Here is a 19,678-nt window from a genome sequence, read left to right as displayed (position 1 = left end):
AAGGAGTTGGCAAGGAGGCAGATTGTTTATGGAAACACGCATTTCTTCCAAAGGACAAATAACCATACCTTCAGAGATTCGACGCCAGTTAAAGATTCATACTGGTGATGCCCTGCTGGTCAAAGCGATCGGGGAAAACAGTATTATACTTGAGGTAAAAAAGAAGGCCTTAACTGGTAGCCAGGGTACAAGCGAAGATATACTTAAAGCTACGGCGGGTTTATGGAAAGACAGAACTGATATTAATGAGAATTTCATCCGAGAACTACGTAAATCAGATCATAGACGCCTGGAGGAATTGCTCAATGAATAGCATTGTAATTGACTCCGATATCCTCATTGATCACCTCCGGGGCTTTCAGCCGGCCACAGATTTTTTGTTACGCATCTTTCAGGGCGAGTTTACGGGCCATATATCTGTACTTACGGAAATGGAATTGCTGGCTGGTACTATGCCCAAAAAAGGCGAAAAAGAGCAGATAGAGAGTCTGCTTAAGCATTTTAATGCCATTCCCGTATCGTCTAATATTGCCCGGCGTGCCGGAGAGCTTTTACGAAAATACAGAGCTAATGGACTTGCCCCGGTAGACGCCATTATTGCCAGTACCTCTTTAGACCTGACAGCCATACTGGTGACGAGGAATACGAAGCACTTTGAGCCTGTTGAAGGATTATTAACTTTAAAACCCTACTCTTCTTAAGTTACGCTGTATCTCTTCTTCCACTTCCGCTTGCGTCGGCAACGCCGGGATGGCGCCCGGGCGGGTGCAGGCAAGGGCCGCGGCAGTGGCTGCCAGGCGACCGGCATGGTGCAGTTCCCTTTCTTCCAGATCCGTTAAATCCCGGCCCTCCCCTGAAATCCCGGCCAGGGCGGTTAGCATTCCGGCCATGAAGGCATCCCCGGCACCGGTGGTATCCACAGCGGTTACCGGTAGGGCCGGTATCTCTACCTGCAACCCCTGTCGGGCCAGGACGGCCCCGGCCGCGCCCCGGGTAACAGCGATTAGCCGCGGCCCCGGCGCTATCCCGGACAACAGCGCTGCTATTCCAGCGGCCATCTCCGGACAACCGGTTAAAAATACCAGCTCTTCTGCGTTGAGCTTGATGATGTCCGCTCTAGCGGCGGCCTGCAGGATGTTTCTTCTGGCCGTCTCCCGGTCCGGCCAGAGGGACAGGCGCAGGTTGGGGTCAAAGGATATAACTGCCCCGGCCGCCCTGGCCAGGCGGACGGCCTCCAGGGTGGCGCTCCTAGCCGGTTCCACCGTCAGGGAAACGGAGCTGAAGTGCAGGATCTGGGTCGCCGCCAGGACCTCCCGCGGCAGTTCGGCCGGGTCCAGCCTGGTGTCGGCTGTCCCGTGACGGAAGAAGACGAACTCCGGCACCGCCTTTTCATTCAGGGCAACAAAAACCAGGGTGGTGTTGGCCTCCCTGTCCCGCAGGAGGCCCCGCGTATCCACATTGTTTTCCTCCAGGACCTTCTGTAAATGGTCCCCGAAGGCGTCCCGGCCCACCTTACCGATGAAACCGGCGCGGCCGCCCAGGCGCGCCACCCCCACGGCAACGTTGGCCGGCCCGCCGCCGGCAGCGCGGCGAAAATCGGTCACTTCCGCCAGCGGACACCCTTTGGGGCTGCCCACGAAATCAATTAAAATCTCGCCTACGGAGACGACATCGAGGGTTTTTGCCGGCATGAAACCTTCCTCCAAGGTGATAGAATTTTGCTGGCGAAACAAGTCCTTCCTATCCCATAACTTGTTTATCGCAGGACTACCATAAGCAGTTTAAAGTTGGGCTGCCCTTGCAAAGCTACTATAAATTAAACTATACTTAACGCCTTATTCCGGACCCTCTCCGCTTTATGGACATATGGAGCATAAAGTATGCCTAAAATCAATTACCTGCCGGGCCACCATCAATTCTTCGTTGCTGTCAATGGCCAGGATGGCCACCGGGGCACTGTCCCTGGAGAGGATATCCAGCCGGGGCCGGTGTTTGTTTTTCTCTTCGTCTAACTCAATCCCCAAAAAATCAAGATCCCGGCAGATCCCGGCGCGGATGGCAGGGGACCGTTCGCCGATGCCGCCGGTAAATATTAAGGCGTCCAGCCCGTTCATGGCGGCGGCAAAGGCACCGATATACTTCTTTACCTGGTAGCAAAAGACATCGATAGCCAGTTGGGCCCGCTGGTGGCCTTCTCTGGCCGCGGCCTCCAGGTCGCGCATATCGCCGCTCAAGCCGGAAATACCCAGCAGGCCGCCCTTTTTAACCATGACTTCATTAACTGCGGCGGGCGTCATGCCGGTCAGTTCCATGATCAAGGGAAAGACCCAGGGGTCAAAATCCCCCGGCCGCGTGGACATAATGGTCCCCGACTGGGGTGTCAGTCCGCTACTGATGTCTACCGACCGGCCGTATTTGATGGCCGCCACGGAGGTGCCGCTGCCCAGGTGGCAGGAGATAAGCTTTAATTCCCGGAGTTCCCGTCCCAGGATTCCAGCTGCCGTCTCTGCTACATAGCGGTGGGAGGTACCGTGGAAGCCATACTTGCGAATGCCGTACTGTTCGTACCACTCGTAGGGCAGGCCGTAGATATAGGCGTAAGGCGGTACAGTCTGGTGGAAGTTGGTTTCAAAGACAGCATACTGGGGTACCCCCGGCAACAATTCCTGGCACACCCTGATGCCTGCCACCGCCGGGGGTAGGTGAACCGGCGCCAGGCTGGAGAGGCTGGTAAGGGTAGCCAGGACTTCGTCGTCAATCAACACCGGCTGCTGGAATTTCTCCCCGCCGTGGGCCAGTTTATGGGCAATGGCTTCAATATCCGTGACCCCGGCAATGATACCCTCCTCCCGCAATGCGGTAACCAGCCAGCGGATGCCGTCGGCAAAAGTCGCGCCGGGCAAGGGCTCCCGGGCTGCTTCCCGGCCCGCCACCTGGTGGCTGATCTCTGCCCGGGGGCTAAACAGCCGGTCAATGCTCCCTTTGGCCAGTACCCTTTCTGCCGGCATGGCCAGAAGCTGGTACTTCATGGATGAACCGCCGCAATTGAGAACTAAAATCTGCATCCAAAACCCTCTTTCACTGGTAGCTAGCAGCACTTACTTATACTTTCCCTACCCGCCCGCCAGTTTAACCTTCTACAGCACCTGCTCCCAGACCCGGGCGTCGGGATTGGCAATTACCGCCGTGCCGGCCAGCATACCCTCGGCCTCCGCCTGGCGGGCGCCGGCGGCCACCGCCACTGTGACCGCACCTACATCCCCCGTAAAAAGAACAAAGGCTTTGCCGCCCATACCCCGGGCCAGGCGAATCTCCAGGAGTTGCACTACGGCCGCTTTGGCCGCGGCATCGGCGGCCTGGATGGCCGCCGCCACCGAAAAGGATTCGATCAAACCCAGGGCACCCATTGCCGTCGCTGCTACCGCCCCCCTGAGGGCCGGGAAGACATCCGGGTGCACGTTGGCCAGGATCAGGCTGCTGATGATGTTCGCCGCGAACCCTGCTTTACCTGCTGCGACGGCGCTCTGGACCGCGCTGACATCCCCGGCAACTAAGATGATATATTTCCCCGGGCACATGATGGTGGCCTGGAGGAGATCCACCGCCGCCGTTTTGACCATGGTGTCGGCTGCCATGACCCCCGCGGCCAGGCTGTTCAATTCCAATAAACCGATGGCGTGTTTCAATCTTCACCCACCTCCCCGGCCCGGATTATGATGGCCTCGCCCACCGCCTGGACGGTACCGGCAATGCTGGCATGGAGGTTGGCCCCGATTTGCTCTTCGGAAACAGCAGCGATGAGCTGGCCCCTGGCCACCCGGTCACCGCTCTTGACCAGCGGAGTGGCGGCCACACCAGAGCCTTGCTGTAAAGGCAACCTCACCAGCCGGGGACGGTACAATTCCAGGGTCAGGGGGGCTTTACGGTTATAAGCCCCCAGCCCCAGCCTGGCTACCAGGCGGCCGGTAGGTACCTGGCGCCCGTCCCGCCAGGGGTTAACTAGGGGTTGCTGCCCTGGCCGGCCCGGCCGGTAGCCCTGGCGCCGCAGTTCCTTTTTTATGGCGACATTAACCTGGCGGGGCGAGAGTTCCAGGGTGCAGGCGAAAAGTTCACACAACCCGCACTCGGAACACAACATAGCCCCGGTAATACCCCGGCTATCACTGGTAATCCCATAAGCCACCGCCCGCATGGTCCGGTGGGGTTCCAGGGGGTGACCCAGCAGGTAGCGGGGGCAAAGGTCGGTACATTCCCGGCACTGGCAACAGGCCGCCATTGTTCGCCCCAGGGCCCTGGCCAGGGTCAATTGCTTTTTCGCCGCCAGGGGATGGCTGGCCGGAAGCACCAGTAGCCCCTTGGTGGTCTTGGTCACCACATCGTGTTCAGGGGCGATTGGCTTACCCATCATGGGGCCGCCGTCCAGGACCAAAAAATCTTCTACCTGCGGGCCGCCGGCCAGGTCCAGGACCTCCTTCACCGGTGTTCCCACCGGAACCCGGACGGTCACGGGGCGGGCCACCGCGCCGGCAACGGTAAGATACTTCGCTGTTACCGGTTCGTCATGCATGGCTGCATATACATTAACCAGGGTTTCGATGTTCAAAACCACCACGCCTACCTGGAGGGGAATTCCCCCCGGAGGGACAACCCGCCCGGTGACCTCGTACACCAGCACCTGCTCGTCCCCGGCCGGGTAAACATCGGGCAGCAACTTGATCGTCAGGCCCGGATACCCCGGCAAAACTGCTTCTAAAGCACTGACTGCTTCTTTATACTTGGGTTTCAAGGCCAGGTAAGCTTCCGTGGCCCCTACAGCCTCTTTTATTGCCTGCAGAGCCCTTAAAACTGCCCTTCGCTCCCTGACCAGGAGCTGCTGGTCCACCTGGAGGAGGGGCTCGCACTCGGCCCCGTTGGCAATGACGATTTCCGCCCGGTTTTTAATTTTAAAATGGGTTGGAAACCCGGCCCCGCCGGCCCCGACCACTCCCGCCTGAAAAACTTTGGCTACTAATTCCGGCCCGGTCATTAAGCTCACTCCGGTCTAAACGATTGTTAACTGGCCACCAAAGACGACGTTACGCTCGCGGGTATAAGTCCGGGGTGAAGTAATACCCTCCCCTGTGGGGCCGGCCACGGTCATGGTTGGCTTGCCGATGCCTTCGCCGCCCAGGCCGGCATAGGTGGGCACATTGACCACCGTCAGGGTGGCTTCCATGGCCCGGGCGAAGGCCGCCGCCCGGGTATAATCGCGGGTGTAAATGGCGGCCGTATGCCGGAAGCCGTGTTCCACTTCCCGGGAAATTTTTAATGCCGTGGCAAAATCCTTGACCCTGACCACCGGCAGAACGGGCATCAGCTGTTCCAGGGTAACGAGGGGGTGATCCAGGGGTACTTCCATAACTACCGCCCGCACCTCATCCCCAACCCGGACCCCGATCTCTTTTAAGATCCGGGATGGATTCTGGCCGATAAAGCGGCTGTTAATCTTACCGTCCACCACCAGGAGTTTGGTCAGTTGCTGGATTTCCAGGTTGTTGGCCACATAATTGCCCTGGCGCTGCATGGCCAGCAGCAGGGCATCCGCCACCTGGTCCACGACAAAAACCTCTTTCTCCGCGATACAGAGGAGGTTATTATCAAAGGCCGCCCCCAGAATGATATTCCGGGCCGCCAGCTCAATGTCGGCCGTTTCATCCACCACCACCGGCGGGTTGCCGGGACCGCCGGCAATGCATTTCTTCCCGCTGGCCAAGGCAGCCTCCACCAGGGCGTGGCCGCCGGTGGCTACGATCAGGTTTACCAGGGGTGAGGCCATGGCCCGGTGGACGTTATCCAGGCTGACATCACGGGTAGTTACAACTAAATTAACGGGACCGCCGGCCTTATAGATCGCCTCGTTAAAAAGGCGTACCACCTCGTGGCAGCATTTGACGGCCCGGGGATGGGGAGCAAAGCAAACGCTGTTGCCGGCGGCAATCATGGCCAGGCCATGATTGACCGGCGAAGCCACCGGGTTGGTGGTCGGCTCAATAGAGACTATCAAGCCAAAGGGACCGCGCTCGCTAAAAATCATCCCCGTCGTACCGGCGTCGACCCTTTGCTCCAAATCCTCCATACCCGGCGTCAGCAAAGCCGCGTTCTTATTCTTGACGATCTTATCTTCATAACGTCCCATGGCGGTTTCTTCCACCGCCAGGCGGGCCAGCTTCTCGGCATTTTCCAGGAAGATCTGGCGGATGGCGGCGATAATCTTCTCCCTGGTTTCCCTGTCCAGGGCCATCAATTCGGCCTGGGCCTTTTTGGCTGCCGCCAGGGCCGCTTCCAGATCATTAAAGATGCCTTGTTCACCGGGTAGATTAGCCGGCGCCGCTGCGGCCGCCGGCTGTGCGGGTACCGGCTGGCCGGGAAGCAGATAGGGCTGTAATTTTTTTAGCACTTCCGCTACAATCTGGGCAATCCGTTCTTCTCCTGCCTGCAAAGTTATTACCCCTTTTAAAAGGCAGCAGTAGTTACCCGGACGACAGCCCGGCCGGGTTGTCGACAATGCCTACCACGGCGGCATCTACCGGCGCCCGGGGGTTATCGATCGCCAGGCGGGCGCTGCTGCCTGTGGTCACCAGCACGGTTTCTCCTGTGCCGGCGCCAATATTGTCGACAGCTACCAGGTCCTGGTGCCGGGAGCGGCTGTTTAACGGCCTGATGATCAGGAGCTTCAAGCCTACCAGGCCGTCGTGTTTCCGGGTGGATACTACTGAGCCGATAACTTTACCGATTAACATTTATCTCGCCAGCTTTCACGCTACCACCATGACGCGGTCGCCGCAGCGTAACCCCAGGGCGTTGGCATCATCGGTGTCGATGTGCAGTTCGGTACGAAACTTTTCATGAACCCGTACCTGTACCTGGTGTAAAACGGCACCCTTTTCCCCTACGGCACGTACATCAACGTAGACATTATCTTTCAGGCCCAGGGCCCGGGCATCAGCCGGGGTCATATGAATGTGGCGGTTGGCAATAATGCAACCTTCCCGCAGGACCACGGCTCCCTTAGGGCCTACAATTACTAACCCCGCTGAACCTGCCAGGTCCCCCGACTGGCGCACCGGGGGATTGAGCCCTAAGCGGACGGCATCCGTCCGGGCCAGCTCGACCTGGGTCTGTTGGCGCTCCGGCCCGAGGATACGGACGTGCTCCAGGGCCCGCATATTAGGACCCACCAGGGTCACTGTCTCCTCGGCAGCAAACTCACCGGCCATGAGGGGCCTTAACTTTTTTAATTGATAACCAGGGCCATACAGGACATCCAGGTCGGCGCGGCTGATGTGGAGATGGCGGGCGGAAACACCTACCGGGATGAAACGCTTTTGCTCCTTTAGTTCAGCCAGGACCGCCCTGGTGATGATGGCCAGTAATTCTTCCTGTGGCAGCACTTTATCGCTCCCTCACTTTATGAGGACAGAACTATGCCATGGCCGGCAGGATTTTTTCCAGGTCAGCATGGGGCCGGGGAATGACATGGACGGCTATCAGCTCGCCAACCTTCTGGGCGGCCTGGGCGCCGACTTCGGTGGCTGCCTTGACCGCACCGACATCGCCGGCCACGAAAACCGTCACCATCCCGGAGCCGATCTTCTCCATACCCAGCAAGCTGACGCTGGCTGCCTTCACCATAGCATCGGCCGCCTCAATAGCCGCGGTCAAACCCTTGGTTTCCACCATACCCAGAGCACCATTAATCATTGGAAAATGCCTCCTTAAACAAATGTTTTTGCTTAAGCAAAATGTAGCAAGTCCCACCGCATTCTACTTGCCAAAGGCAAGGGCCTTGCCGTTACTGCCAAAAAGGCGCATCTTACGTTTAACCTCGGCTTTAATCCCGGCCGTGGTCGCTAAAATCAAATCCGGGTAACTTTGTACCGGGTGGGCCTGGGCTTTCTCTTTCTGCGCCAACTCCCGCAATACCCGGACCACTACCCGCTGGACCAGGTCTTCCATGCTGTCCCCGGGCAAACCGTCGCTGTAATCACGCTGGAGCAGGCAGTTGTCAGCACAGGACGCATCGCAGCTACCCTGGCTACAGGTGCACAACTTCGTTTTCAATTGATCGACGGCTGCCAGGGACATATCGGTAAAGATATTGATCTTGGCTATCCCCCGGGCAATGGCCTGGCGAAAATCGTCGTCACTCAACCCCGAACCGCCGTGAAGGACCAGGGGGATCCCCACCCGTTTTTTGATGGCCGCCAGGCGCTCCAAATCGAGCTTTGGGCGGGTACGGTAAACGCCGTGGGCGGTACCGATGGCTACCGCCAGGGCATCGACACCGGTCCGGGCCACGAAATCGGCCGCCTGGTTGACATCAGTATAACAGGCCTGCGGGTCATCTTCCCCGCCCGGCCCCCCTTCCGCCCCGCCGACATGCCCCAGTTCGGCCTCCACGGAAACGCCCAGGATCCTGGCGATCCGCACCACTTCCTGGGTGCGGCGGACATTCTCTTCATAGGGCAGGGTCGAGCCGTCAAACATTACCGAGGTAAAACCGTAATGCATGATCTTGATAATGTTTTCAAACTGCTGGCCGTGGTCGTAATGAACCACCACCGGCACCGTGGCTTCCCGGGCGACTTTAAGCATCAGCGGCGCAATGGTTTCCATGGCGATATACTTCTGGTGCACCTCGGCAAAAGCCAGGATCACCGGCGCCTGCTCTTCCTCAGCCGCGCTTACAATGGCATTCAGCATCTCGACGTTAAGGACATTAAAGGCCCCCACGCCGTAATGGCGCCGGTCGGCGTCAGCCAGGACTTCTTTTAGAGTCATTAGTGGCATTTAGTGCTCCCCCTTTTCCTAGTCAACATTATCCTTCTTCTGACGGTACAATAGCTTGTCCAGTTCTTCATGGGGTTTGGGGAGAACTAGCGAGGCATAAACGCCACTTACTTCCCTGGCTGCCGCCACGGCGGCCTCCAGGGCCGCCGTAACGGCGCCGACATCGCCGCTGAAGCGTACCGTAACCATACCCTTGCCCTTGGAAAGTTCATAACCCAGGAGCTGAACGTCAGCCGCCTTGACGGCCGTATCGGCCGCCTGGATGGCTGCCGTTAAACCAATGGCTTCAATAATACCTACTGCTGGACGCAAAAAAATCACTCCGTGCTCCTCGTTTTCTCCCGACCTGCCTGGCCTTTAATTAATGCCGCTTCCGCCATCGGCTTATGAAATAGCCGGCAGGGCCCTGGCAAAGGCGTCTATTTCCTCTGCCGTGGTCAGGACACCAATCTCCAGGCGGTATTCCCGGACCTCCCCTGGCGCCAGGTACACCAGGGTACCGCGTTGCCGCTCTCTAGCCCGCCCTTCCACCAGGCAGTTGGCCGGCTCCAGACCGGCCACATAGTCGCCTTCGCCGGTAAACTTCCACTGGATAAAGTTGGGCAGGTTCTGGCGTTCATAACGGACATATACACCCAGGTTTAGCCGGCGGTTGACCAGGGCGGCCTGGCACCATCCTTTGGCATCAGGCTGGAGGTCGTGATAAAAGACAGTATCGGGGAAACCAGGCGTCGGGCCCTCGTAAATGCGGTAAGAGGCTAACCCCCGGGCAGCCACTTCGTCCCGGGGTTTTACCTCCCGGCTGGCAGCCAGCAGTTCGGAACCGGCATCCAGGACGGGATAACCCAGATTAATGTGATAAAGGATCATATGGGGCGCCGGCTGCCAGCCCTCATTGGTTACCACGTCGTGGATAAACAGGCGGTTCTCCCCCAGGCGCGCCCGGATGGTCCTTTCCAGGAGTACGTTGGGGCCAAAGACGGCTACAGCCTCCCGTACCCGGCCCTTAATGGTAAAGATGCACTCATCCCCCTCCCAGGCAGTCGCCGTACCCAACTCCTCGGCCGGAACGTTGTTAATGCGGCCGTGAAGGCCCAGTTCCTCCCCGGCATCCTGGCAGGGAGAGCCCAGGTAGGTCAGGCCGCAGGTAACCAGGAGGCCGCCGCCAAAGTTCCTCAACCATCCCAGGCCGGCCGGTTCGAAATACTGGGGGCCGCTCTCACCCACTGCCGAACGAAAGGCCAGGGGCAGGCCCCGGTACTCGGCCAGGCCGATATCCAGGCCCCGCCCCGGCAGGACGACAAACCGGAAACCGCTCCCCGTCCTGACCTCAACCGCCTTGAGGCCCTCAGCCCTTCCCTCGCCGTAGGTAAAGGGGCGGAGGCCGGCCACCTGCTCCAGGCTGCCAAAGTAGCGCCGGATATCCCGGCGGGTAAATTCCCGGTCAAAAAGGTGCGCCATTAAGCCTTACTCCTTTTCTCCTCCAACTCCATTAACCGTTCATAGCTACCATACTTTTTACCGGCCTCACACAAGGCCCGCATATTGGCCGCCGGTGTATTGTAACCCATGGCACAGCCCGAACTCAGGAAAAGACCAATACCCCCGGTGGCCTCAATGATATTCTTTGCCTGGGCTTCAATAGCTTCCGGTGTGCCCCAGACCAGGGGATCGCTGGGATTGATATTGCCCATAAGAACGGCCCGGTTACCAACTACTCGTTTGGCATAGCCCATATCGACCTGCCAGTCAAGCTCCAGGATCCGGGCGCCGGTAGAGGCCATATCTTCCAGGATGGCCGTCGTATCACCGCAAATATGAATGGAGAAAGGAATGCCGTAATCCTGGACTTCTTTAGTCATGGTAATCTCATGCTCCAGGGCGAACTGGCGGAACATGGCCGGGGAAATGAGGTTGGGGCCGGCAAAAGAATCGCCAATGGAAGTGGCGTGGGCCCCGGCATCCTTCTGGGCCTTGGCAAATAGCGTCCCGGCCCGCCGGCAGTAGTCCAGGACCTTCCAGATGAGTTCCGGCGGTTCGGTTACCAGGTCAATCATAAACTGCTGCGCCCCCCGGAGGAGGCAGGCCAGGTCAAAAGGGCCCTGATCGGCCCGTCCCATAATGAAAACATGGTCGCCGATCTTTTCCCGCAAAATCCGGGTGGCCTCCAGCCATTCCGGCAGGCGCCCGGAACTGTAGGGATCAGGCAAAGGGAGGTCGTCAATCTGCCGCAGGTCCTTTAAAACCACATCTTCCTCATCCACTATAGCCACATCATTTTCCCGCCAGATAACTTTGGCGCCGCAGGCCTCCGCCAGGGTGGCATCATCTATATCGATGACGACGCCGTCGTAGCCGTATTTGGCCTGGCTGACAAGATGTGTTTCGGCCATGAGCCTGCCGCTTTTATTGATTGCGCCGATTTTGTACCCGGCCGTAGCGCAGGCCACCATAAACGACTGGGGCACCACCGGCACCCGGTCCGGGACCTCAAAACGGAGAGCGGCTAGACAACGTTCAAGGGAAGTCAGGGTTTGCATGTGCGTCACCCCTTGTTTTAAAGCGGCCTATGTTTATAACATAGGCCGCTGCATTTTAGGCGCGCGAAAAACTATTTTTTGAACTTCGCTGCTTCTGCTTTAAGGTCGGTAGTCGACCAGTATTCTTCTTTAATAAACTGCTGTAACTTATCAATATCAGGCTCCAGTACTTTGGCGGGAACATAAATGTTATCCGTATTTTTCATATCCCGCTTTTTGTTAATGACTTCTAAGATAGTATCCAATGTGGCCTTAGATAATTCTTTGGGTTGGTTAGCAATAGATACTTTCAGCGCACTATCCGGGTTGATTAACTTCAATATTTCCGGTTCGGAGCCATCATGACTAACTACCAATTCAGTCTTTATAGTTCCTCTACCGGCTCCTTCCAATGCTGCCAGAGCGCCCAGCGCACTATCACCATTAATCCCATATACCACATTTAGCTCCGGATGCGCTTGGATAATAGCTTCCATACCAGCCATAGACTTATCACGAACACCGCCACCATCAACTTCAGCAACTACAGTAGCATCGCTAATAACCGATTTAAAGCCTTCTACGAAACCGTTGGCCCGGTTCTCGGTAGCCTCCACACCCGGCATTCTAATTAAAGCTATTTTAGCTTTTTTATTCGGGAAAAGCTGTTTAAATTTTTCCGCTGCTGCTTTACCAACCATTTTCCCTGCCGTTAATTCATCAATGCCAACGAAAGGAGCTTTAGCCGCGTTGCCGTGCTTAATGGCGAAACTAATTATGGGGATGCCGTTTTGTTGGGCATAATTAATATCAGAAGCGCCGGAGGCAGGATTGACCAAACAATAAACAATCCCATCAACTTTTTGTGCCACTAGGTTTTCAATCTGGTTGGTCATTGTACCGGCATCCATTTTACCGTCGAGTTCGACTAGATCAATCCCCATATCTTTAGCCCATTTCTGCGTCCATTTCTGATGAGCCTGGTAATACGGATGCTCCAGGGTTAAATAAATATAGCCAATCTTGAGCTTTTTCTGCGTTTGCTGTGCTTGCTGTGGCCCCGATGTACCGGAATTCGAAGCCTGTTTCTGGCCGCATCCAACTATCAAGGCTACTAATAAAGCTACTACGAGGGTCAATAAAACCCATTTGGCATTTTTCATAGTGAAACCTCCCCATAACAATATTCGGATTGGGTCCTGTACTTGTTCCTACCATTCCTGAATAAACCTTTACATTCTACAACCTTGCCTGCTCGTATTTACCTATTTTTTTCCTTCAGCGCCTCACCCCCCTCAAGTTTGAACTTCCCTGCCGGTACCATTTTACCCACGCGAATGACGCCCTGGCCCTTGAGCTGCATGTCAATGACCACGGCCGCTACTAGGACCACGCCTTTGATAATGTATTGGTAGAAGGTATGCACACCCAGAAGATTGAGCCCATTGGCCAGGACGCCGACGATTACCGTGGCGATAAGGGTACCTAACACCGTGCCTTCGCCGCCGGCAAGGCTGGTACCGCCCAGGAGAACGGCCAGAATAATGTCAAATTCAAAACCCATACCGATGTTGGGCTGGCCGGAACCCAAACGAGAGGCCATTATCGCCCCACTTAAACCTGTCATTAATCCAACAAGGGTGTAGAGAATAAAGGTTACCATAGCTACCGGGATGCCGGAAAGAATGGCTGTTTCCGGGTTGCCCCCGACAGCATAGGTATATTTGCCCAGCAGGGTGTTATTGAGGAGAAAGTGGAAGATAAGGAAAACAATCAGCATAATAATGATAGGCGTAGGAAATGGCCCTATATAACCCCGGCCCAGGTTGCTGAAGTTGGCCGGTAAGCCGTTGACCACAGCCACACCCCCGGAATACAGGAAAGCCAGGCCGCGGGTGGCATACATTGTGCCCAAGGTGGCGATGACAGGATTAATCTTTAAACCTACTGTCAGTGCGCCGTTGATAACTCCTACCATCGTGCCGGCCAAGCAGGCTACTAACAGGGCTAAACTCAGTGGGACGCCTTTAGTGGCCAGGCTGGCATAGATAACGCCGGTTAAGGCCAAGGTACCGCCCACAGAAATATCCAGGCCGCGGGCAATCATGACCAGAGTGGCCGCCGAAGCGACAATAGAAATCATTGCTACCTGACGGATGGTATTCATGACATTGACGGTGGTTAAAAACGACGGAGATAAAGCGCTGAAGATGGCAGAGATACCGATGAGGATCGCCACTAGCATTAATTGGTTTAGGTTTTTACCTTTAACTCGCATTTTTTTGTTCTCCTCCAATAGCCAGGCTCAAGATGCGGGCCTGGTTTGCTTCTTCGCGGGAGAGGATGCCCGCCAACCTGCCTTCACGCATAACCAAAATACGGTCGCACACGCCCAAGAGTTCGGGTAGCTCCGATGAACAGATGAGAACGGCCGCCCCCTCCCGCGCCAGATTATTGATTAGCTTGTAGATCTCGCCCTTGGCGCCGACGTCTATCCCCCTTGTAGGTTCATCCATAAGGTAGATACGGGTGCTGCTTTCCAGCCATTTACCTAATACCACCTTCTGCTGGTTACCTCCGCTCAAGTTGGCTACCTGCTGCTGCGGGCTATGGGTTTTGATATCCAGCTTCCTGATCAAGTTGAGGGCACGGGCTTTTTCGGCTTTTTTCTTTAAAACGCCGACAGAACTGATTTGCCCCGGACAGGCCAGGCACAAGTTGTCCTGCACGCTTAAAACGCCGACAATACCTTCGCTACGCCTTTCTTCGGGCACCAGGGCGATGCCCCTAACAATAGCCTCGCGCGGGCTTCCCGGAAGGAAGGGCTGTCCGTCCAAGTACATCCTGCCGCCGGTTATCCTGTTGACGCCAAAAATGGCTTTGGCCAGTTCGCTTTTACCGCTGCCTGCCAACCCGGCCACCCCCAATATTTCACCTGCGTGTAAGCTAAAGCTGATATCCTGCAACAGGCTGACGGCGGAGAGGTTTTCCAATCGCAATACCTCTCGTCCTATTGGCCGGGGTTCCCAATAATAGAGGCTTTCTATTTTACGGCCGACCATCAGGTTGATGAGTTCCGTTTCCGTAATTTCGGCAATCCGACCCGTGCCTACATTTTCCCCATCCCGCAATACCGTGAAGCTTTCCCCTATCTGGAAGATGTCCTGCAGGCGGTGGGATACGAAAATAAAAGTAATTCCTTTACGCTGCAACCTTTTAACGGTATTAAACAGGATGGCCACTTCTTTTTCCGGCAGGGCTGCTGTGGGCTCATCCATAACAATTATCTTGGCCTGGGTCGATACCGCTTTGGCGATGAGGAGCATCTGTTTCTGAGAGGTAGTCATGTTACCTACCCTGGCCTGCAGGTCAAGTTCGATACCTAGCTCCTGCAAATGGCTGCGGGCAATGGCTATTTCTTCCCGCCGGCTAATAACGCCCCAACGGTGTTTTTCTTCTCCCAAGGTCAGGTTCTGAGCGGCTGTTAGCTGATTAACGACATTAAGTTCCTGGAAGATAAAGCTGATACCCAAATTCTGGGCGTCACGACGGCTGTTAATAGTAACTTCATGGCCGTTCACGATTATTTGCCCGGCATCCATGGGATAGACACCGGCGAGAATCTTAATAAGGGTCGACTTCCCGGCACCATTCTCCCCCAGAAGGCAGTGAATTTCGCCCCGTTTCACTTTTAGGTCGACATTTTTTAAAGCCTGGACACCTGGAAAACTTTTGCAAATGGATCGCATTTCCAGGATATAGGGGCTATCAGGCAAATTTTACCCCTCCTTTCTTTAACCTAAAGAGCTTTATTCATAAACACCATACTTCTTACCCGCTTCGATCATTTTCAGGATGTTTTTAACCGGAATGCCATCATGGAGGGAGTGATCGGAGGCTAAAACATAGCCACCGCCGGGAGCGGCAATTTCGATGCATTCTTGCACTTCTCGTTCCACATCTTCTTCCGTCCCTTCCGGCAGGGTGCGGGAAGAGTCGACGTTACCGATAATGGCTATTTTATTCCCGTACTTTTCTTTAACGGTCTTTAAATCCATGCCGGCTGTGCGCTGCAGGGGATGGATGGCCTTAATACCTGTGGCTACCAGGTCATCAAGGAAAATATTTATGTTACCGCAGCTATGAAGTAAAACAGGAACATGGATGGAAGACACCAGTTCGACAAAGTAGGGCAAGATAAATTCCCGGAACATCTGCAGGGAAAATAGAGGACCGGCACTAGCGCCTAAATCTTCACTGACGAAGATGGCATCAATCCCTGCCTCTTCCAATAACCTCGCTGCTTCGATGAAAAAGTCATTAGAAAGTTTGAAGACATCGCGTAATAACTGGGGATCATCATAAAAACTATACATGATTTTGGTGGGCCCCATAATTAACCATGCAGTAGTTAGGGGACCCTGGACTCCACCCAATACGGCTATCTTGCCCCCAACCATGTCTAACGCAGTCTTTACTTCCTGTAGGCGGCCCGGGGCCAGAGGATCGGGTGCTTTATATGCCTGGAGGTCTTTGCGATCTTTAATCGGGAAATCAATGGGAGCGTCAATCGGCCACGCAGATTCGCTTACTTGTAGAGTGGTGCCCCATTCATCTTGGTAAATATTCTCAGAAAGGTATTTGGGTTCCCATCCCTGAAAACCTCCAAAAGGCACCCATACGGCATCCAGATCTAAGGCCAAAGTACATTCTACTGCATCCCGGGCATTATAACTTTTGGGACGACGTCCAATAGTGGCTTCATAGATATCCTTCTGGAAAAGGAAGTCAAAAATCGGCACTCGATCAGGTCGCTCGCCGCAAACAGCTTTTAGGAAACGCTCACGGCTCGTCATTTTTCCCATTTTCAATGACCTCCTCAAGAAAATTCGATGTATTAAAGCCGCAGATGCCCTATATCAGGCCGCGCAAGTCATTCTGGATGCCATAACCACCAAGGGATATAATTCTCTCATCGTTTATCCCAGCCGCTCGTAGGGGCTGGATGATATCCTCCCGCAAATCTACCGGCACCAGGGCGCGAATTAAGACCAGATCTCCTTCAGGTTCCAGGGTCCAGGCGCCCATCTTCGCCGGTAAAAGCAGGGATTCCCCGGCTTTAACCTGCTCCGCTCCGCCGTCGTACTTCAACTGCCCCTGGCCCGCTACCGGGATCAGGGCGGTAAATCGCCTTGGATCCCCGCCTTCAGCCCAGGGTTCCTTAAGGCTCAGCCGTTCCATGGTAAAGTAACGGCAGGCGCAAAGATATTCATGGAGGTTTTTCCCTTTTTCTAAAGTGATAGGGGCGATATCCTCGGGATCGCCATCCTGGATGACGGCCGCCTGCAGGCTGTGTTCAATATCGCTCTTACGGCGTTCTTCATCAAAATCCCAGTCCAGCCAGTCCCAGGCAAAGATGGCGTCGCTGTTCTGCTGCACTTCCACGATAAAGTTGCCGGCGCCGATGGCGTGGAGATGGCCGCCGGGGATAAAGTAGGTGGCTCCTACCTTGCTGGGCACCTTTTTCATGGGGGCAAAGGTATCGCCCCTCTCGATAAGGGTGCGAAATTCCTCTACCGTCAATCCCGGCTTGCTACCGCACCAGAGGCTGGCTCCTTCCTCGGCAGCCAGGACATACCAGGCCTCGGTCTTGCCCCGGTAGGGCAGGTTTACTTTCGCAGCATACTCGTCATCGGGGTGGACCTGAGGCGGCAGGTCCTTGGCACAGTCGAGAAACTTGATTAACAGGGGAAAGTAATTCCCATATTGCTGCCAGACCGTTTCCCCTACCAGGTCAGCCTGGAATTTATCCACTGCCTCCTGCAGGTTTAAGCCCGCCAGAGGGCCGTTTTTAATAATCCCTTCCGACCCGGGACAGGCGCTGATTTCCCAGCTTTCCGCTACGGTCCTGTCAGTGGGAATATCCTCTTTGGCAAACATGCGGGCAATGCGGTAGCCGCCGTAGGGATAAAAGCGTAAATGGGGGCGAAATTTTAATGGATAAAGCATACTACTATGACTCCTTTGTTAGTTGGTGTTATTATAATTTGCCGTAATAAATCCTTGAGTTTCTTCCCAGCTACGGATGCCGCTGGAGGCGCCAACGGCGGTGACGGCCAGGGCCCCGACGGCATTGGCCAGCCGGGCTGTTTCTTTTAAATCAAGGCCCCGCACCAGCCCTGCCAGGAAACCGGCTACAAAGGCATCGCCGGCCCCGGTGGCATCAACGGCCTGGACTTTAAAGGGCGGCATCAGGATGCTCTCCTTCGCCGAAGCTACATAAGAACCGGCGGCACCCATCTTAATACCGACTATCTTCACCCCCCTTTGTAGGAAGCTGGCCGCTATCGCTTCGGGTTCCTCATAGCCGGATAGCATTCGCGCCTCGTCCAGGCTGGGTAAAAAGACATCGGTATAAGGCAGGCAGGGATCAATGAGCTTCCGCCAGCGGCCGGTGGCGTCCCAGGCCGTATCGATGCTGGTCAGGCAGCCCATCTCCTGCGCCCTTTTTAGCACCCCGGCTGCCGGCTCACCATCAAAACCCGGCATTACTAAACTGCCGGCCAGGTGCAGCAGGCGCGCGCCCTTTACCAGATCCCAGTCAATATCCTCCGGCTTTAAAGTAGCATTGGCGCCGATATAGTGGATAAAAGAGCGTTCGCCGTCTTCACTGACCATAACCATGGTCGCTGAAGTATTGACTCCGGCGGCCCGCCTGATGCCCCGGGTATCAATACCGGCAACTTCCAGTTCCTTGATGATAAAGTCGCCCAGGGCATCGGTTCCTACTTTGCCAATAACGCCCGTTTTAACCCCCAGCCTGCTCAAGGCTCGCCCGGTATTGACGGCACAGCCGCCGGTATGCAGTTCCATGGTATCTACCAGGGTTAACTTCCCTTTTTCCGGTATGACGCGCACCGGCCGGCCCACTAAATCGACTACCATAATCCCCAGGCAGATTACTTCCGGCATCAACAGCCACCTCGCTAAAAGGCTCCGGTTACATAAGCGCTAATTTTGAAATATTAATGCGGCAGCTTCTTCGACAAAAAAACAACGTTGTCAATTGATGCTAATTTAGCTTATCTTCTCCTTTCCGGGCTGTCGTGGAATTGCCCCAGGCAGCCGCAGGATTCCCGGATTATCAACTCCGTCGGCAAGGTAATTTCCTGCCCGGCAGCAGCTCCTTCCATCTGGCGGAACAACATAATAGCCGCCTCCCGGCCCATGGCGTAGGCTGGCTGGGAAACGACGGTCAGGCGCGGCCGACAGGTATCCGCAGTTTCAAAATCATCAAAACCCACCAGGGCTATATCCCGCGGCACCTCCAGGCCCAGATAGGTCAGGGCCCGTAAGGCTCCCAGCACCATGATATTGTTGGTAGCAAAGATGGCCTGGGGCCGGCGCGGCTGTTCCGTTAAAACCTCCTGGGTGGCCCGGAAAGCATCCATTACCGTTTTACTACCCATCCGCACCAGGAAAGGTTTAATCTCCTGGCCATATTCCTCCATGGCTTTTTTAAAACCGGCGAAGCGTTCTTCCCCAGTTGTTAAACTGGCGATATGGCCGATATAGGCAATTTCCCGGTAGCCGTGTTGAAGTAAATGGCAAGTTAGATTATAGGCACCCTGGCTATTTTCCACCTTAACAATGGAGGCGCCCTTAAAATCTTCCGGTTGCCGGTCCACAAAGACCAGGGGCAGGTGCCCGGCCAGGTGCTCTAGATACTGGTGGGAGCCGCCCGCCGGGACGATAATCATGCCCTCCACCTGTTTTTCCACAAAGATGCGGGTATACTGTTTTTCTTTCTTCAGCATCTCGTCAGAATTAGCAATCAGGAGGCTGTAGTTTTTACTAGTGGCGATGTCTTCGATACCCCGGACAATAGCGCTGTAAAAGTTGTTAGTTATATCGGCGATGATGACGCCGATGGTATAAGTTTTTTTAACCCGTAAACTCCTGGCAATGGCGTTCGGCTGGTAACCCACAGCCTTGATGGCCGCCAGGACCTTTTCCCTGGTCTGCTCGCGGACGTGCTCGTCGCCGTTGATGACCCGGGAAACAGTTTTCAAGGAAACCCCGGCGGCAGCAGCCACGTCTTTAATAGTAGGCAGCCCTTTAGGCGAATCATTCCTATTTATCAAAATAAACTTTACTCCTCTGACTTGATAACGTTGTCGATAACTATCGTTGTCATATATTCGACGTCACCTTCGGGATTCCTGCTACTCTGTAATTTTTTTTGAAAAAAAACTTCTTGCCAATCTATATTGGTAAGTGAAATTGGTATGCAGGGAAAGCTTTAACGTGGTTACCTTTCCAGTCAAAAT

At 55.3% G+C, this 19,678-nt stretch carries 21 protein-coding genes; 2 read left to right on the top strand and 19 right to left on the bottom strand.

Annotated features, from left to right (window positions below; all coding sequences use genetic code 11):
• The first annotated feature begins 28 nt into the window (after nucleotides 1–28).
• Together MGLY_RS06625 and MGLY_RS06620 are read left to right on the top strand one after the other, a co-directional pair.
• Nucleotides 29–313: an AbrB/MazE/SpoVT family DNA-binding domain-containing protein gene (locus tag MGLY_RS06625; protein WP_156272610.1), complete on the top strand. Its 285-nt coding sequence runs from the start codon at nucleotides 29–31 to the stop codon at nucleotides 311–313.
• The gene (locus tag MGLY_RS06620; protein ID WP_170290950.1) at nucleotides 306–701 is read left to right on the top strand and encodes a type II toxin-antitoxin system VapC family toxin; all 396 of its coding nucleotides are present in this window, start codon (nucleotides 306–308) and stop codon (nucleotides 699–701) included. The genes MGLY_RS06625 and MGLY_RS06620 overlap by 8 nt, the downstream gene beginning before the upstream one ends.
• On the opposite strand, the gene MGLY_RS06615 is transcribed toward MGLY_RS06620, so the two are convergent.
• From MGLY_RS06615 to MGLY_RS06525, 19 genes are all read right to left on the bottom strand, one after another.
• Nucleotides 681–1,691 (bottom strand): carbohydrate kinase family protein, encoded by a 1,011-nt coding sequence (locus tag MGLY_RS06615; RefSeq protein ID WP_156272608.1) that lies wholly within the window; start codon nucleotides 1,689–1,691, stop codon nucleotides 681–683. The two genes, MGLY_RS06620 and MGLY_RS06615, sit on opposite strands and share 21 nt — an antisense overlap.
• A 165-nt stretch (nucleotides 1,692–1,856) precedes the next feature.
• Complete coding sequence (locus MGLY_RS06610) at nucleotides 1,857–3,065, bottom strand: acetate/propionate family kinase (protein ID WP_156272607.1); 1,209 nt, start codon at nucleotides 3,063–3,065, stop codon at nucleotides 1,857–1,859.
• 72 nt (nucleotides 3,066–3,137) lie between these two features.
• Nucleotides 3,138–3,686, bottom strand: coding sequence for a BMC domain-containing protein (locus tag MGLY_RS06605; RefSeq protein ID WP_156272606.1), 549 nt, complete (start codon nucleotides 3,684–3,686; stop codon nucleotides 3,138–3,140).
• On the bottom strand, nucleotides 3,683–5,026 hold the full coding sequence (locus MGLY_RS06600) for a 4Fe-4S dicluster domain-containing protein (protein WP_156272605.1): 1,344 nt from the start codon (nucleotides 5,024–5,026) through the stop codon (nucleotides 3,683–3,685). The genes MGLY_RS06605 and MGLY_RS06600 overlap by 4 nt, the downstream gene beginning before the upstream one ends.
• Before the next feature lie 15 nt (nucleotides 5,027–5,041).
• Entirely contained in the window at nucleotides 5,042–6,478 is a 1,437-nt protein-coding gene (locus MGLY_RS06595; protein WP_156272604.1) for an aldehyde dehydrogenase, read from the bottom strand.
• Nucleotides 6,479–6,509: 31 nt separating this feature from the next.
• On the bottom strand, nucleotides 6,510–6,779 hold the full coding sequence (locus MGLY_RS06590; RefSeq protein WP_156272603.1) for a EutN/CcmL family microcompartment protein: 270 nt from the start codon (nucleotides 6,777–6,779) through the stop codon (nucleotides 6,510–6,512).
• 15 nt (nucleotides 6,780–6,794) lie between these two features.
• Nucleotides 6,795–7,430 (bottom strand): phosphate propanoyltransferase, encoded by a 636-nt coding sequence (gene pduL / locus MGLY_RS06585; protein ID WP_246187431.1) that lies wholly within the window; start codon nucleotides 7,428–7,430, stop codon nucleotides 6,795–6,797.
• A gap of 31 nt (nucleotides 7,431–7,461) precedes the next feature.
• On the bottom strand, nucleotides 7,462–7,740 hold the full coding sequence (gene pduA / locus MGLY_RS06580; RefSeq protein WP_156272602.1) for a propanediol utilization microcompartment protein PduA: 279 nt from the start codon (nucleotides 7,738–7,740) through the stop codon (nucleotides 7,462–7,464).
• 63 nt (nucleotides 7,741–7,803) lie between these two features.
• Nucleotides 7,804–8,829, bottom strand: a complete 1,026-nt coding sequence (locus MGLY_RS06575) for a class II fructose-bisphosphate aldolase (RefSeq protein ID WP_156272601.1) — start codon at nucleotides 8,827–8,829, stop codon at nucleotides 7,804–7,806.
• Nucleotides 8,830–8,847: 18 nt separating this feature from the next.
• Nucleotides 8,848–9,150, bottom strand: a complete 303-nt coding sequence (locus tag MGLY_RS06570) for a BMC domain-containing protein (protein ID WP_277997900.1) — start codon at nucleotides 9,148–9,150, stop codon at nucleotides 8,848–8,850.
• A gap of 63 nt (nucleotides 9,151–9,213) precedes the next feature.
• Nucleotides 9,214–10,290 carry an aldose 1-epimerase family protein gene (locus tag MGLY_RS06565; RefSeq protein WP_156272600.1) on the bottom strand — a complete coding sequence of 359 codons (1,077 nt, stop codon included), beginning with the start codon at nucleotides 10,288–10,290 and terminating at the stop codon, nucleotides 9,214–9,216.
• On the bottom strand, nucleotides 10,290–11,369 hold the full coding sequence (locus tag MGLY_RS06560; RefSeq protein WP_156272599.1) for a uroporphyrinogen decarboxylase family protein: 1,080 nt from the start codon (nucleotides 11,367–11,369) through the stop codon (nucleotides 10,290–10,292). Before MGLY_RS06560 ends, MGLY_RS06565 begins: the two co-directional genes overlap by 1 nt.
• Nucleotides 11,370–11,440: 71 nt before the next feature.
• Nucleotides 11,441–12,511, bottom strand: coding sequence for a sugar ABC transporter substrate-binding protein (locus tag MGLY_RS06555; RefSeq protein ID WP_156272598.1), 1,071 nt, complete (start codon nucleotides 12,509–12,511; stop codon nucleotides 11,441–11,443).
• A gap of 98 nt (nucleotides 12,512–12,609) precedes the next feature.
• Nucleotides 12,610–13,593 carry an ABC transporter permease gene (locus tag MGLY_RS06550; protein ID WP_170290949.1) on the bottom strand — a complete coding sequence of 328 codons (984 nt, stop codon included), beginning with the start codon at nucleotides 13,591–13,593 and terminating at the stop codon, nucleotides 12,610–12,612.
• Nucleotides 13,594–13,615: 22 nt separating this feature from the next.
• Nucleotides 13,616–15,124, bottom strand: a complete 1,509-nt coding sequence (locus MGLY_RS06545) for a sugar ABC transporter ATP-binding protein (RefSeq protein WP_156272596.1) — start codon at nucleotides 15,122–15,124, stop codon at nucleotides 13,616–13,618.
• Between the two features lie 33 nt (nucleotides 15,125–15,157).
• Nucleotides 15,158–16,213, bottom strand: coding sequence for a uroporphyrinogen decarboxylase family protein (locus MGLY_RS06540; RefSeq protein ID WP_156272595.1), 1,056 nt, complete (start codon nucleotides 16,211–16,213; stop codon nucleotides 15,158–15,160).
• A 49-nt stretch (nucleotides 16,214–16,262) separates the two neighbouring features.
• On the bottom strand, nucleotides 16,263–17,357 hold the full coding sequence (locus MGLY_RS06535; RefSeq protein WP_156272594.1) for a type I phosphomannose isomerase catalytic subunit: 1,095 nt from the start codon (nucleotides 17,355–17,357) through the stop codon (nucleotides 16,263–16,265).
• Nucleotides 17,358–17,375: 18 nt separating this feature from the next.
• A complete protein-coding gene (locus MGLY_RS06530) occupies nucleotides 17,376–18,320 on the bottom strand; it encodes a carbohydrate kinase family protein (protein WP_156272593.1) in 945 nt (314 codons plus the stop codon).
• A 110-nt stretch (nucleotides 18,321–18,430) separates the two neighbouring features.
• On the bottom strand, nucleotides 18,431–19,492 hold the full coding sequence (locus MGLY_RS06525) for a LacI family DNA-binding transcriptional regulator (RefSeq protein WP_246187430.1): 1,062 nt from the start codon (nucleotides 19,490–19,492) through the stop codon (nucleotides 18,431–18,433).
• Between the last annotated feature and the right edge of the window lie 186 nt (nucleotides 19,493–19,678).

Origin of the sequence: Moorella glycerini (assembly GCF_009735625.1) — a bacterium.
In the GTDB taxonomy this organism is placed as follows: Bacteria; Bacillota; DSM-521; order Neomoorellales; family Neomoorellaceae; genus Neomoorella; species Neomoorella glycerini.
Note: the sequence above shows the minus strand (reverse complement) of the source record. Positions and strands in the feature narration are given on the sequence as shown.